Annotated in this window: 14 protein-coding genes; 9 read left to right on the top strand and 5 right to left on the bottom strand. The window is 29.7% G+C overall.

What is annotated here, in order from left to right:
- Positions 1–135: 135 nt before the first annotated feature.
- The 4 genes from L8X50_RS00070 to L8X50_RS00055 are packed head-to-tail and all read left to right on the top strand — an operon-like array spanning position 136 to position 3,443.
- Positions 136–1,113 (top strand): agmatine deiminase family protein, encoded by a 978-nt coding sequence (locus L8X50_RS00070; protein WP_263660052.1) that lies wholly within the window; start codon positions 136–138, stop codon positions 1,111–1,113.
- A complete protein-coding gene (locus L8X50_RS00065; protein WP_012661604.1) occupies positions 1,110–2,024 on the top strand; it encodes a cation diffusion facilitator family transporter in 915 nt (304 codons plus the stop codon). Before L8X50_RS00070 ends, L8X50_RS00065 begins: the two co-directional genes overlap by 4 nt.
- Entirely contained in the window at positions 1,993–2,865 is an 873-nt protein-coding gene (locus L8X50_RS00060; protein WP_087699946.1) for an N-carbamoylputrescine amidohydrolase, read from the top strand. The genes L8X50_RS00065 and L8X50_RS00060 overlap by 32 nt, the downstream gene beginning before the upstream one ends.
- 11 nt (positions 2,866–2,876) lie before the next feature.
- Positions 2,877–3,443 (top strand): DJ-1 family glyoxalase III, encoded by a 567-nt coding sequence (locus L8X50_RS00055; RefSeq protein ID WP_263660051.1) that lies wholly within the window; start codon positions 2,877–2,879, stop codon positions 3,441–3,443.
- Positions 3,444–3,466: 23 nt separating this feature from the next.
- On the opposite strand, the gene L8X50_RS00050 is transcribed toward L8X50_RS00055, so the two are convergent.
- Positions 3,467–3,706 (bottom strand): SelT/SelW/SelH family (seleno)protein, encoded by a 240-nt coding sequence (locus tag L8X50_RS00050; RefSeq protein WP_263660050.1) that lies wholly within the window; start codon positions 3,704–3,706, stop codon positions 3,467–3,469.
- Positions 3,707–3,809: 103 nt separating this feature from the next.
- On the opposite strand from L8X50_RS00050, the gene dnaE reads away from it, so the two are divergent.
- On the top strand, positions 3,810–7,403 hold the full coding sequence (gene dnaE, locus L8X50_RS00045) for a DNA polymerase III subunit alpha (RefSeq protein WP_263660049.1): 3,594 nt from the start codon (positions 3,810–3,812) through the stop codon (positions 7,401–7,403).
- A 142-nt stretch (positions 7,404–7,545) separates the two neighbouring features.
- Here the strand turns inward: dnaE and L8X50_RS00040 are convergent, their stop codons facing one another.
- The 3 genes from L8X50_RS00040 to L8X50_RS00030 form a co-directional block, all read right to left on the bottom strand.
- The gene (locus tag L8X50_RS00040) at positions 7,546–7,668 is read right to left on the bottom strand and encodes a hypothetical protein (protein ID WP_263660048.1); all 123 of its coding nucleotides are present in this window, start codon (positions 7,666–7,668) and stop codon (positions 7,546–7,548) included.
- Positions 7,669–7,737: 69 nt separating this feature from the next.
- Positions 7,738–7,893: a hypothetical protein gene (locus tag L8X50_RS00035; RefSeq protein WP_263659131.1), complete on the bottom strand. Its 156-nt coding sequence runs from the start codon at positions 7,891–7,893 to the stop codon at positions 7,738–7,740.
- Between the two features lie 282 nt (positions 7,894–8,175).
- A complete protein-coding gene (locus tag L8X50_RS00030; RefSeq protein ID WP_263660047.1) occupies positions 8,176–8,724 on the bottom strand; it encodes a hypothetical protein in 549 nt (182 codons plus the stop codon).
- A gap of 109 nt (positions 8,725–8,833) precedes the next feature.
- On the opposite strand from L8X50_RS00030, the gene L8X50_RS00025 reads away from it, so the two are divergent.
- A complete protein-coding gene (locus L8X50_RS00025; protein ID WP_263660046.1) occupies positions 8,834–10,243 on the top strand; it encodes a PD-(D/E)XK nuclease family protein in 1,410 nt (469 codons plus the stop codon).
- A 4-nt stretch (positions 10,244–10,247) separates the two neighbouring features.
- On the opposite strand, the gene L8X50_RS00020 is transcribed toward L8X50_RS00025, so the two are convergent.
- A complete protein-coding gene (locus L8X50_RS00020) occupies positions 10,248–11,168 on the bottom strand; it encodes a helix-turn-helix transcriptional regulator (protein WP_263660044.1) in 921 nt (306 codons plus the stop codon).
- Positions 11,169–11,707: 539 nt separating this feature from the next.
- Between L8X50_RS00020 and L8X50_RS00015 the strand changes: the two genes are divergently transcribed.
- The 3 genes from L8X50_RS00015 (at position 11,708) to traN (ending at position 12,839) form a co-directional block, all read left to right on the top strand.
- Positions 11,708–12,064, top strand: a complete 357-nt coding sequence (locus L8X50_RS00015; RefSeq protein ID WP_263660043.1) for a hypothetical protein — start codon at positions 11,708–11,710, stop codon at positions 12,062–12,064.
- The gene (locus L8X50_RS00010; RefSeq protein WP_263660042.1) at positions 12,040–12,192 is read left to right on the top strand and encodes a hypothetical protein; all 153 of its coding nucleotides are present in this window, start codon (positions 12,040–12,042) and stop codon (positions 12,190–12,192) included. Before L8X50_RS00015 ends, L8X50_RS00010 begins: the two co-directional genes overlap by 25 nt.
- A 119-nt stretch (positions 12,193–12,311) precedes the next feature.
- The gene (gene traN / locus L8X50_RS08250; protein WP_318529818.1) at positions 12,312–12,839 is read left to right on the top strand and encodes a conjugal transfer protein TraN; all 528 of its coding nucleotides are present in this window, start codon (positions 12,312–12,314) and stop codon (positions 12,837–12,839) included.
- The last annotated feature ends 666 nt before the right edge of the window (positions 12,840–13,505 follow it).

Genomic DNA, 13,505 nt, shown 5'->3' with positions numbered 1-13,505 from the left:
ATTAAATATTTTTAATGTAAAAGTATCTTTAAATACTACTATGCCGTTTTTAAAGATAAAAATGATATTATTAATATTTTTTAGAATATGTCATTAATGTTACCTTTTTATACATTTTATCAAAGGAAATTATCAATGAGAAAAAGCATAGCAGAATGGGAAAAACAGGAACTACTTTTACTTTCATTACCCCATAAAAATAGCGATTGGAGTCCTTATTTAGAGGAAATTATGCAAAGCTATGAGGAATTTATTAAAGCTGTGGCAAATTTTCAAAAAGTTTTACTTATTGCTCCAAGTGAAAAAGATTTTCAAAGATTTAAACATATAAAAAATGTAGATTTTTTTAAGTGTGATACTAATGATACTTGGATTAGAGATTTTGGTGCAATTGATGTGCGTGAAGATGATAAAATTATAGGGCTTGATTTTACTTTTAATGCCTGGGGTGATAAATTTCAAAGTTCTTTAGATAATGCTGTAAATTCTAAACTTTTTAACAATAAACTACAAGGAAAATTAGAAAAAATAGATTTTATTTTAGAAGGTGGGAGTATTGATTTTAATGGGCAAGGAGTAATGCTTACAACGAGTGCTTGTTTGTTAAATAAAAATAGAAATTCACATTTAAATAAAGAACAAATTGAAGCCAAGTTAAAAGAAATTTTTGGCTTAAAACAAATTATATGGTTAAATCATGGTTATATAAAAGGCGATGATACTGATCATCATATAGATACTCTAGCAAGATTTATCAATGAAAAAACCATCGCTTATTGTGTGTGTAAAGATGAAAATGATGAGCATTACGCACCTTTAAAGGCTATGGAAGATGAGCTGAAAAAAACAGGATTTGATTTATTAGAACTTCCTTTACCTAAACCTTTGTATTTTGAAGGTAAAAGACTTGGTGCTACTTATGCAAATTTTGTTTTTGTTAATGGTGGTTTGATAGTGCCAACTTATAATGATGAAAATGATGCTTTGGTATTAGAAAATTTACAAAAAGCATGCAAAGATAGAAAAGTAGTAGGGGTTGATGCAAGGGTGTTTTTAAGACAAAATGGTTCTTTGCATTGTTCTTGTCAAAACCGCTATGAAGGTCAAAGATGAATTTACAAAAAAGCGCAACTATCATTGCAAGTGTATGTGCTATTTTTTTAGCTATTATAAAATTTGCAGTAGGATTAGCTTCGGGTTCTGTTGCAGTACTTTCTAGTGCGATTGATTCTTTGCTTGATTGTGTGATTTCGGGTTTAAATTTTTTAGCTTTGAAAAAAAGTTCTCAAGGCTCTAGCAAAGAATATAATTTTGGCCTTAGTAAAATTGAAGCTTTAATGGGGCTTTTTGAAGGTCTTGTTATTAGTGGGATTGGGGTTTATATTTTTTATGAGAGTGTTTTGAAAATTCACAATCAAGAAAGTGTAGAAAAACTTGATCTTGGAATTTTTGTCATGGCTTTTGCTATGGCTGTGACTTTGTGTTTGGTGGTTTTTTTAAATTATGTTGCTAAAAAAACAAAAAGCTTGATTATAAAAGCTGATAGCTTACACTATAAAATAGACTTTTTGACTAATGCTTTAACGCTTTTAGCACTTGTGATTATAGCTTTTACAAATTATCATTTTATTGATGGATTATTTGGCATAGCTATAAGTTTATATACGATTTTTTCAGCTTTTAAAATCATTAAGGAAAGTTCTAAAATTTTATTAGATGTAGCTATTGATAAAGAACAAGTTGAAGTGATTAAACAAATCATAAGTGCAAATAAAGAAGTCAAAAGTTTTCATCATTTAAAAACTAGAAAAAGTCCTGATATGCTTTATGTTAGTGTGCATTTAGTTTTTGAACCTACAATATCACTTTTAAAAGCTCATGAGATTGGTGATGAGATTGAAGATAGTATAAGAGAACATTTTAAAGATGATTTTTGGAATATCCATATACATTTAGATCCTTATGATGATTCAGAAGAAGAAAGGAGTAAAAATGAAATTAGCGCTCATTCAGCAAGAATTTAAACAAAATAAAGAAAAAACTATAGAAAAAACATGCGAACTTATTAAACAAGCAGCAAAAGAAAAGGCTGAGCTTGTGTGTTTGCAAGAGCTTCATCAAACGCAGTATTTTTGTCAAAGTGAAAATACAAACTTTTTTGATTTGGCAAATGACTATGAAGAGGATGTTAAATTTTGGTCTAATGTAGCTAGGGAAAATAAAGTTGTTTTAGTAACTTCTTTATTTGAAAAAAGAAGTGCAGGGCTTTATCATAATACTAGTGTGGTATTTGAAAAAGATGGTTCTATAGCAGGCAAATACCGCAAAATGCATATTCCTGATGATCCTTGTTTTTATGAAAAATTTTATTTTACTCCAGGTGATTTGGGTTTTGAGCCTATACAAACAAGTGTTGGAAAGCTTGGGGTTTTAATATGCTGGGATCAATGGTATCCTGAAGCTGCTAGGTTAATGGCTTTAAAGGGAGCTCAAATTTTGATTTATCCTACTGCTATAGGTTGGTTTGATAAGGATGAAAAAGAAGAAAAACAAAGACAGCTTGAAGCTTGGATAGGCGTGCAAAGAGGTCATGCTATAGCTAATGGCTTACCTGTAGTAGCTATTAATAGAGTGGGTTTTGAAAAAGATGAAAGTGGTGTGGAAGAAGGTATAAGATTTTGGGGGAATTCTTTTGTTTTTGGGGCTCAAGGTGAAGAGCTTTTTAGGGCTGATGATAAACAAGAGCTTTGTAAAATCGTTGAAATTGATATGCAAAGATGTGAAAATGTGCGTAGATGGTGGCCATTTTTACGCGATAGACGCATAGAGTATTTTCATGAATTAAATAAAAGATTTATTGACTAAAAGGAGAAAAAATGAAAAAAGTTTTAGTGCCTTTGGCAAAAGGTTTTGAAGAAGCTGAGTTTATAGGTATAGCTGATGTTTTAAAAAGAGCAGGAGAGGCTAGTGGGAATTTAGAAGTAATTATTGCTTCGCTAGATGATGAGCTTTTAGTGCAAGGAGCTAATGGAATTAGCATAAGGGCTGATGTGAGTTTGGCTAGTGTTGATCAAGAAAATTTAGATGCAATCGCTTTGGCAGGTGGATTTGAAGGTATGATGAATTTAAAAAACAATTCTCTTATCATAAAAATCATACAAGATTTACATGCTAAGAAAAAAATCGTAGCTGCTATTTGTGCTTCACCTATGGTATTGGCAAAAGCAGGGGTGATTAATGGCGAGTTTTCTTGCTATCCTGGTTGTGAAGTGGGTATTGAAGGTATAAGAGTAAATAAAGCAGTTGTGGTAAATGAAAATGTCATCACAGCAGCTGGGCCTGCTACGGCTATTTTATTTGGTTTAGAGCTTGCTAAACATTTATGCTCAGAAGAAATTTATCAAAAACTTTATGAAGGTATGCTTATTCCTTTAACAAAATAAACCCTCGCTAATGAGGGTTTAGCTTATATTTGTTTCATAAGCTTGGTAATTTCACCCTCATGAGGAAATCTATCTACTTCACAATTAAACAAGTCTTTTTTAGAGTAAATGATTTTACCATCTACTTCTACTATAAAATGACCACCACCTTTTTCTATGGTAGAAATTTGCACATCTTTGAATTCATTTTGTATTTCTTCTGCAACCCTTGCAGCTTGTGGTTTGTAATTTCAAAGATTACAATAATAAATTTTTACTTCCATTTTTTACTCCTTTTTTGAAAGTAAGCTATTATACATTTTTTATGCTTGTAAGTTTTAAATTTAAGGTTTTTTTTTATAATAATAAAAAAATACAAGGAAAAATATGAGCCAATTTACACATTTGCATTTACACACAGAATATTCTTTACTTGATGGAGCAAATAAACTCAAAGAGCTGGCTAAAACGCTAAAAGCTCAAGGTGCAACAAGTGTTGCTATGACTGATCATGGAAATATGTTTGGTGCTATTGATTTTTATAAAACAATGAGAGCTGAAGGAATTAAGCCTATTATAGGGCTTGAAGCATATTTACATAATCACGATGATTTAAGTGATAAAAGTTCAAGACAGCGTTTTCATCTTTGTTTATTTGCTAAAAATGAAATTGGTTATAAAAATTTGATGTATTTGAGCTCGCAAAGTTATATGCATGGCTTGTATTATTACCCAAGGATTAATAAAAAGCTTTTAGAGGCTCATAGTGAGGGTTTGATTTGCTCTTCTGCGTGTTTACAAGGTGAGGTTAATTGGCATTTAAATACCAAGAATGAAAGAAATATAAAATTTGGCGCAAAGGGTTATGAGGGTGCAAAAGAAGCAGCTTTATGGTATAAAAAGGTTTTTGGAGATGATTTTTACCTTGAAATTATGCGTCATGGTATTGATGATCAAAAATTTATTGATGATTCTATTATCAAACTTGCTAAAGAGCTTGATATAAAAATTATTGCAACTAATGATACGCATTACACTTTTAAAGAAAGAGCGGCTGCTCATGAAGTATTTATGTGTATAGCTATGGGGGTTAAGCTTGATGATCCAGGGCGTTTAAGACATGAGGTGCATGAGTTTTATGTAAAAACGCCAGAGCAAATGAGCGAGCTTTTTGCTGATATTCCTGAAGCCATTGAAAATACTCAAGAAATAGCTAATAAATGCAATTTAGAATTAAAACTGGGCGATCCAACCCCACCAAATTTTAAATTTACCCGTGAATATGCAAAAAAATATAGTTTAAATCTAGCACAAGAAGATCAAGAATTTAGCTTTGATAATGATGATATAGTTTTTGAGTATCTTTGTAAAAAAGGCTTAGAAGAAAGACTTCAATTTATCGATGAGAGTAAGCATCAAGAGTATAAAGATAGGCTTGATTTAGAAATTAGTATTATTAAAAATATGAAATTTTCAGGTTATATGTTAATCGTTCATGATTTTATCGCCGCAGCTAAGGAAAAAGATATACCAGTTGGCCCAGGGCGTGGGAGTGCAGCGGGGAGTTTAGTTTCGTATTGTTTGAAAATTACAGATTTAGATCCTATACCTTATAATCTTCTTTTTGAAAGATTTTTAAATCCTGAGCGTGTATCAATGCCCGATATTGATGTGGATTTTTGTCAAGATAGAAGAGGGGAAGTGATTGATTATGTGATCGATAAATACGGAGCTGAAAAGGTTGCACAAGTCATTACCTTTGGTAAGCTTTTAGCAAAGGGAGTAATCCGTGATGTGGCTAGGGTTTGTGATATGAGCATACCTGATGCGGATGCTTTGGCAAAATTAGTTCCTGAAGAGCTAAAAATTACTTTAGAAAAAGCCTATGAGCAAGAACCAAAAATAGCTGAATTTGTAAATTCTCATCCAAAAGGGCGTCAAGTTTGGGATTTTGCTAAAGCGCTAGAGGGTTTAAATAGAAACGCAGGTATGCACGCGGCCGGAGTTGTGATATCTAATGAAGCTTTGTGGAATAAAGCTCCGCTTTTTAGACAAAGTAAAAATGATGAGCGTCATTTGGTAACGCAGTATTCTAAAGAATATCTTGAAGATGTGGATTTAATCAAATTTGACTTTTTGGGTTTAAAAACCCTTACAGTAATTGATAATGCGATTAAGCTAGTGAAAAAGCGTTATGGTAAAGATGTAATTTGGGAAAAGATTGATATGAATGATCCTAAGGTTTATAAAACCATACAAAGTGGTAATACCTTGGGTATTTTCCAAATAGAATCAGGCGGTATGCAAAGTTTGAATGCTAGGTTAAAGCCTGAAAGATTTGAAGATTTAATCGCGGTTTTGGCTTTATATAGACCAGGGCCACTTGATAGTGGGATGGTGGATGATTTTATCGATATCAAACATGGTAGAAAGGCTGCTACTTATGCATTTGAAGATTTAAAACCTATACTTGAAAACACTTATGGGGTTATAGTTTATCAAGAGCAGGTTATGCAAATAGTGCAAAAAATTGGTGGTTTTTCTTTGGGTGGAGCTGATAATGTGCGTCGTGCTATGGGTAAGAAAAAAAGAGAAATTTTGGACAATCTTAAAGCAGAGTATTTAGAAGGAGCTAAAAAACAAGGCTATGATGAGAAAAAGGCTGATGATTTGTTTGAGCTTATTTTGAAATTTGCTGAATATGGTTTTAATAAATCTCACTCGGCTGCCTATGCGCTTATAACCTTTCAAACAGCGTATTTAAAAACTTATTATCCAAGTGAGTTTATGGCTGCGCTTTTAACAAGCGAAGAAAGCAATGTGGATAAGGTCGCAAAATACATTGAAGAGATGAAAAGAATGAATATCAAGCTTTTGCCGCCAAATATCAATAAAGCTCAAAGAGAATTTAGTGCAACTAAGCTTGAAGATGGTTCTGAAGCTATTATTTATGGGCTTGGAGCGATTAAGAGTGTGGGAATTCCTGCGATAGAAAATATCATGACTATTCGCAAGGAAGAGGGCTTTAGTGATTTTGATGATTTTATAAGCTCTATTGATCCTACTAAGATTAATAAAAAAACTATAGAAAATTTAGCTAAATCAGGTGCTTTTGATGAGTTTGGTTATACTAGAAAATGTTTGGTGGATAATCTTGAGCTTATTTCAGAAACAAGTAGAAAAATAGCTGAAGTTAAAAGAAATTCTACTGCTTCTCTTTTTGGAGAAGAAGAAATAGCCGCAGATATCAAAGTAGGGCTTCATGATAGCAAAGTAGAATTTGAGTTAATGGAAAAACTAGGCTATGAAAAAGAAATCTTAGGAATTTATGTATCAGGTCATCCTTTAGATAAATTTGCAAGTCAAATAGAAGGTATAGATTATTTTAAAAGTATGGATTTTGAAACACTCAAAGGCGAGGGTGAGCTTTTGGTTGTAGGAAAGATTGAAGATTTTAAATCAATGATGAGTAAAAGTGGTAAAAGATATGCTAAGGCTGTGGTTTTAGACTTTTATTCTTCTTTTGATATGATTATTTTTGAAACTCAAGTAGAAAAAGTTGAAACACTTTTTAAAGAAAGCAAAGATGAAGCCTTTGTCTTTTTACTAAGATATAAAAACAATGACAATGACTTAAGCTTTAGTTTAAATGAAATTTATACACTAGAAGAAGCAAAGGAAAATGAGCTAAAATCTTTTAGTAAGAAAAAAAGCTTTGCAAAAAAAGAAAACAAAGAAGAATTTACACAAGATCCTATGAAATTTGAAGAAAATATCATAGAACTTGACATTAATAAGCTTAGTAAAGATATGGTGTATGAAATTTATGATCTAGCTAATACAAGACATAATCCAAAAGATGCTAATAATAAAAAGCTTGTGTTAAAAGTACTTGATATGGGTAGCTGCTTGCTTTATCATACAAATTTTGTTCTCTCGCAAGAAGCTATGGATGTGATAGCTCAAAAATGTAAAGGTTAATATCAATTTAAGCTATGATTGTCATAGCTTAAATTGATAATATGTTTGAAATTTTTTCTATCAATTTTTTTTCTTTTTTCAAGAGACTTTACATTCCATTCAGTATAATTATATATTATATCTTGAGTTGTCATATAGCAAGTTAAAATCTCTTTGTTTGTATAAATTTCTTTTTTTTAGCAAAATCATAATTTAACGCTTGAACATTTTTTCTCATAGATATTAATGTTAAATTTGCTAAAGAAGTAGAAGTATTTGATTGCATTATAAACCTTTAAACTAAGATATAATATAATGCAATTATAAACAAAATAACTAGACTTTTATTGTCTAGTTATGAAAAATTATTAATATCATCACTATGTGTGTATCTATCATAAGCTAGTCTTGGTAAAAAGACTATGTGTTTTAAATTTAGACTTTGTTTTAAAGTATGGATAATTCTTTCCTTGCTAAGTGTTGGATTTTGGCTAAAAATTTTCTCACACATAAAGGCAACATCATGTTTTCTTATGAAATTACCTCCATCAAGGATTAAATTTAAGTGATTTTTTAGAGGTTTTATGGTGGTTTTTAAATGTGGATAATTTCTAAATAATCAGGATTATAAATATAACTTTTCGGCGTATTTTTATACACTAAAGGCATGAAATCTCTTAACCATATATCATTACTTGGTATTTCTTTAAAAGCGATGTTAAATTTAGTAAATTTCGCACAAGATTTTTATAAATTCTTTTATGTTTTGATGATAAAAGTGTAGAAATAGCTATCATTCATCACTCTTTAGCATGCTTAAAACTAATAACTCACCATCATAAATAATGTCATATTGTAAGATATATCCCCAAAGTTTTAATTTGCCTTGTGAATTTTCATAATGCTTTATAGCTAGTTCTTTGAGCTTTTGCATGATTTGTGTTTTATCAAGATAGAGCATATCATTACTAATAGGAAATTTAAGCACGCGTAAGTGAGATAAAAACATCAAAGTATGCAAAGGCTCGCTTTTGCGTTTAAAATTTGTTTTTATGATCGCTTTTGCTTCTTGTAATTTTATGTGTTTATCTTTTAATAAAACATTTTGTTCTAAAATTGAATTTAAAATTTCTTTATCTAAGATAAAATCAAATTTTTGTATAAATTCTAAAGAGGAATTTACCATATCATAATGTCCTTTTAAAAGCCATTCTTGTATGCTTTCGCATTCTAAAAACAAAGTTTTTGTTTTAGTAAATTTTTCTACATTGTTATAGCCAAATTTCTTTGCAAGTAAAGTCTCATCGGTGTGAGTTAGGATGTGTTTCATGGTTTGAAGCATTTTTAATCCTTTTTTTGAATGATTTGAAAAATCATAGCTAAAAAAAGCAGACAATGGTAGTCTATCTTTTTGTAGTATAATTGTGAAAATTATTTTAAAGGCATTGTGAATGAAAAATTTTATTGAAGAATTATTAAGGGTTAATGATAAATTTGAAGAAAATACCAAAAAAGGCATGAGCGATATAAATATTTTTGAAGCTTTGGGAGTTGAGTATAAAGAAAATTATCATTCTAAATTTATAGCTTATTTGATAAATCCACATGATGATCATTATCAAGAGCTTTTTGCAAATGAGTTTTTAAAAAAGCTTGGAAGATATACAAAGGCTGGTAAATTTAAAAATCTTACAGCTCATGACATAGAAAGAGTAGAAACAGAAGCTTGTGTAAAAGATAATAGAAGGATTGATATACTTATAAGTTTAAAAGATAAAAGATATATCATCATAGAAAATAAACTTTATGCAAAAGATCAGCCAAATCAACTCAAAGACTACATAAAATACATAAGAGAAAAAGGTAAAAACATAGATGATTTTCATGAAAATATACTTACTATTTATTTGCATAAAAATGAAGAAGCCGAGCCTAGTAAGTATAGCTTAGGCACAAGAAATGGATTTAAAATAAATGATGATCTTATATATGATGGCTATGATAAAAAAATGAGTTATTATTTAAAATTAGATTATAAATGGATAAAAGAGTGGATTAATGCTTGTATAGGTGTGTGTGAGAATAAAGTTAAAAACAATGAAATTGATAAAAAATTTAAAAATGATATGCAAAATGTGATTTTTACTTTAAATCAATATAAAAACATTTTAGAATGGTATGTAACAGATGAATATGTAGCTAGGGATTATGTATTAAATTTTCTAAAAGAAAGTAAAGAAAATTTAAAAAATACTAAGGCTTTGTATAGATATACTAAAAATAAAAGTGATTTTAAAGATGTGGATAATGATAAATATAAAAAAGCAAAAGAAATAGTAAGAGAGAAATGGGATGAAATTTGTGAAGAATTAGTAAATGATTTTTTTAATGAGCTTGAAAAAGAATTTGAAAAAGAACGAACTATATGTGATGAAAAATGGTTTGGATATAAGCTTGATGAGAAAAGAGTTAATTACGATTGGTTTGATTTTTATCCAAAAATTTATGAAGATGATAATGATGTGTGGCCTAGTGTGGGTGTTTTTTTTGGAAAAGGTGATTATGATAATTTTGGATTGACTTTTAAAATTAATTGTAATGAAGAGGATGAAAAATATAAGGAATTCTTTCAAAACTCAAATATAAGAAATGATAATATCCGCAGAAGTGGTGATCATTATTACTATGATGAATTTAAGATTTTTAACTTTAAAGAAAAATATGCTTTTGTGTATTGGCTAATAAATAATCATGGCAATTGGATGGTAGAATTTTCTAAAATTTTAAGAGAATTCTTGGATAAAAATACCATAAAAGATGTTTTAAAAAAGATAAACAATGAATTAAAACCAAACAAATAAGCAATTATTTACTTATTTGATCAAGGTATTCTCCAATTACTTCTTTGACTTTATTTGCTATGAAATCAGGCTCTAAAACCTTTACATAAGGTATGTAATAATACACTAAAGGTAAAATTTCCATTTCATGAGTTATCTCAAGCTCTATTTCTATGGAGCCATCTTTGTCTTTGCCGGTGATGATTTGTGAATTTAGAGGCTTTCTTTCAAAGTATTTTCGCACAGGTTCTTCTACTAAAAGCCTTACTGTAAAAGGCTTATCAAGACTAAACCATATAGAATTTACTCTTTGAAGTTTTACTTCTAAACTCTCATCGGTTTGAAAATGCTCTTGGGTTAGGGTGATGTTTTGGATATTTTTTAAATAAAATTTTTTGAAAATATCACGTTTTTTCATGTCAAAAGCAAGTAAATACCAAAATCCACTAAAAAAGGCTAGTTTTAGAGGTTTTACTTGGAAAAGTTTATTTTCATATTTAAAGACAATTTGTGTTTTGGTGTTGATGGCTTGTTCGAGAATTTGAAAATTGCTTAAATCTTTTTCTTCTAGCTTTTCTGCATCTAGGCTAGTATGGATGGGATTAGAAATGTTTTGAGAAAGTTTAGAAAGTAGGGGATGAGCCTTAGCATAAAAGCTATTTCCAGCACTTTTTGCCATGGTATCAAGCACTTCAAGGATTATTTTTTCATCATTTTGCTCTTGTATATCTTTGCTTGTATCAATGCGCCATTTTCTTCCATTTTTAATAAGCCCTATAGGCTCAAAAACCCCTTGCATATCTCTTTTTATGGTTTTAGCGCTTACATTGAGTTCTTGGGCTAGTTCTTTTATGGTTATGCCATTTTCAGACTTTACTAATTTTTCATATAAAACTTCAAGGCGTGTTAGTTTGGAATTTGCAATGTATTTTTTAAGATCTTTCATGATTTTTCTCTAAATTTTTTTAAATATTAACAACAATTGCTTTATAAACAAATAAAGTCTAGTTTATAAACGCTGCAAAACTTATATTTTGGAAATGAAAGTTTGTTTATAAAATAATATTTGATAGTAAAAAATGATAAATATATAATTATTAGAATACAAAAGGTTGTATTTTACTAGGTTTAACTAAGAGCGATGAAAGTATAGGTCAAAGCAGACAAGCTTGTAAAGAATTATATGACTTGTTATATCAGCAAGATTTATCAAATATAAAATTAGAAATTACAAACAAAATTTTAGAAAGGAGATAAAAGTTTAAGTAGGCCAAATGTGGTATTCTAGCTCCCCTTTTTAAAGGGGAAATCAAAGCTAATAAGCCTTGACTATAATTATACAAAGTAGTATAATTATTATTAGAATTTTATGGTTCAATTTAATCACCACCTAACTGAGTGTTGATTAACACCAAAGGCGGCCACCTTTGGTGTTCCACCCTTTGAAATTATACTCAAATCTTACTTAAACTTCTAAAATAAGAAATGATAAATCTTTTATTTAACAATACAAAGCTTTATATTGCTTTAGCTTTAATGACAATCTTAGTAGGATATTTATATCTTAAGCTAGATAGCACAAACGCAAAATTAGAAAAAAGTCAAAGTGATTTAAATTTGGCTTTGAGTGTAAATAATGAACTCACGAGGATTACTCAGGAGCTTAAAATTAGACACGAACAAGAGCTAAAAGCACTCTTTTATGCAAATACTCAAAAAAATCAAATCAAAGCAAGGGTTGATGATGTTAAAAACTATATATCCAAAAGCAGTGAAACTAATACCACTAAGCTTTTTAATGTTATGCTTGATAGAAAGTGCAAATACCAAATGAGCTTTTAGAATTTGATAGAGCGCATAAACCTATAGTGCAAGATGAAAAAGATATATTAAAAGCTTATAGTGAGCTTTTTTACCACTATAAGCAATGTGAGATTAGTATGGATAAAATTAATGAGTTAAGTGAGTGATTTTATCTGCTAATTTTTTGAGTTTCACAATATACTACTTTATTTTGGATTTCTAGTATATGCTGTGACAACATATATTTTATTGAAATTACCATTCTAAAAGCTTATATAATCTAGCGATAGATTCTAATAATGATAGTTTTAATGATACTTGTAATTCTTCAATACCACCTGCAAACAATTGTGTTAAAAGTAGGAAAGTATGTCCATTTAATGAAGAAAGAGAATGTGTTTTAACAGATAATAAGTATCAATGTTCTCCGTTTCCTTGCATAGAAGGTGCTAGCCATATCGAAGATGAAGATACTCAAGTTGGTATTAATGATGAAAATAATAATGGTTGGGAAGATGATGGTTCTTGTGGAGGACAAATTTTTATCTTTAATGGAAAAGATAATAGATGTCGCTCTAAAGACAAATTTTTTGGCTTAACTGGGGGTGGTTGCTGTGATAAAGATAAAGTATTTATAGGGCTTGTACCTTGTAAAGAAGATGAAAAAAAGCTAGCAAAACTCAATAAGCAAAATAGATGTGTAGAAGTTGGTGAATATTGCTCTAAAAAAATTAAATTCATAGCTTGTATTCAGCATAAAAAAACATATTGTTGTTTTAATTCAAAATTAGCAAGAATATTTAATGAACAATGACGCACACAAATTGGAAGAGGTTGGGGTTCTCCAAAAAGTCCTGATTGTAGAGGATTTACTCCAGAAGAATTTCAAAAGTTAGATTTTAGTGAAATAGATTTAAGTGAATTTATTGCTGATATTGTTGGAAGTATTGATGTAGATAAAATACAAGCTGATTCTATAAAAATACAAGAAAAGATTGAAAGCAATCTTGAGAATTTAATAAGAAAACCTACTAATTAAAAAGAAAATAAAATTATAGAAAGGAGATAGAGTTTAGTTAAAAGTTTGTTTGGTAAGCCAAAGGGATTATCCTAAACCCTGCAAAAGCAGGGGATACTCAATAAGCCTTGACATAGCAAAGTGTTAAGAGTATAATTATAAGGATAATTTTTGTTAGCATTATGCTCACCTCCCTTCTGGGCGGTAAATTAACGCTAAAGGGTTGCGCCCCTTTGGCGTTGCACCCTTAATATAATTATACCAAACAAACTCTTTAACTTCTTTAGTACAATTGATGAAAAGATTTTACATTTTATTCCTTAGTGCTTTAATTTTCGCATCTTCTTTATTATTTTATAGATTAATCATATTATCTTTACTTGGGGCTATGGTAAAGTAGCAAATGATATTTTACAAGTTATAAAAGATGTTATATCTTTGCTTCAATTAACTAATAAAAGT

This window comes from Campylobacter sp. CNRCH_2013_0898h (assembly GCF_025772965.1).
Taxonomy (GTDB): domain Bacteria; phylum Campylobacterota; class Campylobacteria; order Campylobacterales; family Campylobacteraceae; genus Campylobacter_D; species Campylobacter_D lari_D.
This window is presented reverse-complemented; position numbering and strand designations above follow the sequence as displayed.

Bases quoted from the DNA above. Each gene is read 5' to 3' on its own strand.
- L8X50_RS00070 (WP_263660052.1), top strand. From the start codon at position 136: ATGAGAAAAAGCATAGCAGAATGGGAAAAACAGGAACTACTTTTACTT.
- L8X50_RS00065 (WP_012661604.1), top strand. From the start codon at position 1,110: ATGAATTTACAAAAAAGCGCAACTATCATTGCAAGTGTATGTGCTATT.
- L8X50_RS00060 (WP_087699946.1), top strand. From the start codon at position 1,993: ATGAAATTAGCGCTCATTCAGCAAGAATTTAAACAAAATAAAGAAAAA.
- L8X50_RS00055 (WP_263660051.1), top strand. From the start codon at position 2,877: ATGAAAAAAGTTTTAGTGCCTTTGGCAAAAGGTTTTGAAGAAGCTGAG.
- dnaE (WP_263660049.1), top strand. From the start codon at position 3,810: ATGAGCCAATTTACACATTTGCATTTACACACAGAATATTCTTTACTT.
- L8X50_RS00040 (WP_263660048.1), bottom strand. From the start codon at position 7,668: ATGCAATCAAATACTTCTACTTCTTTAGCAAATTTAACATTAATATCT.
- L8X50_RS00035 (WP_263659131.1), bottom strand. From the start codon at position 7,893: ATGTGTGAGAAAATTTTTAGCCAAAATCCAACACTTAGCAAGGAAAGA.
- L8X50_RS00030 (WP_263660047.1), bottom strand. From the start codon at position 8,724: ATGCTTCAAACCATGAAACACATCCTAACTCACACCGATGAGACTTTA.
- L8X50_RS00025 (WP_263660046.1), top strand. From the start codon at position 8,834: ATGAAAAATTTTATTGAAGAATTATTAAGGGTTAATGATAAATTTGAA.
- L8X50_RS00020 (WP_263660044.1), bottom strand. From the start codon at position 11,168: ATGAAAGATCTTAAAAAATACATTGCAAATTCCAAACTAACACGCCTT.
- L8X50_RS00015 (WP_263660043.1), top strand. From the start codon at position 11,708: ATGATAAATCTTTTATTTAACAATACAAAGCTTTATATTGCTTTAGCT.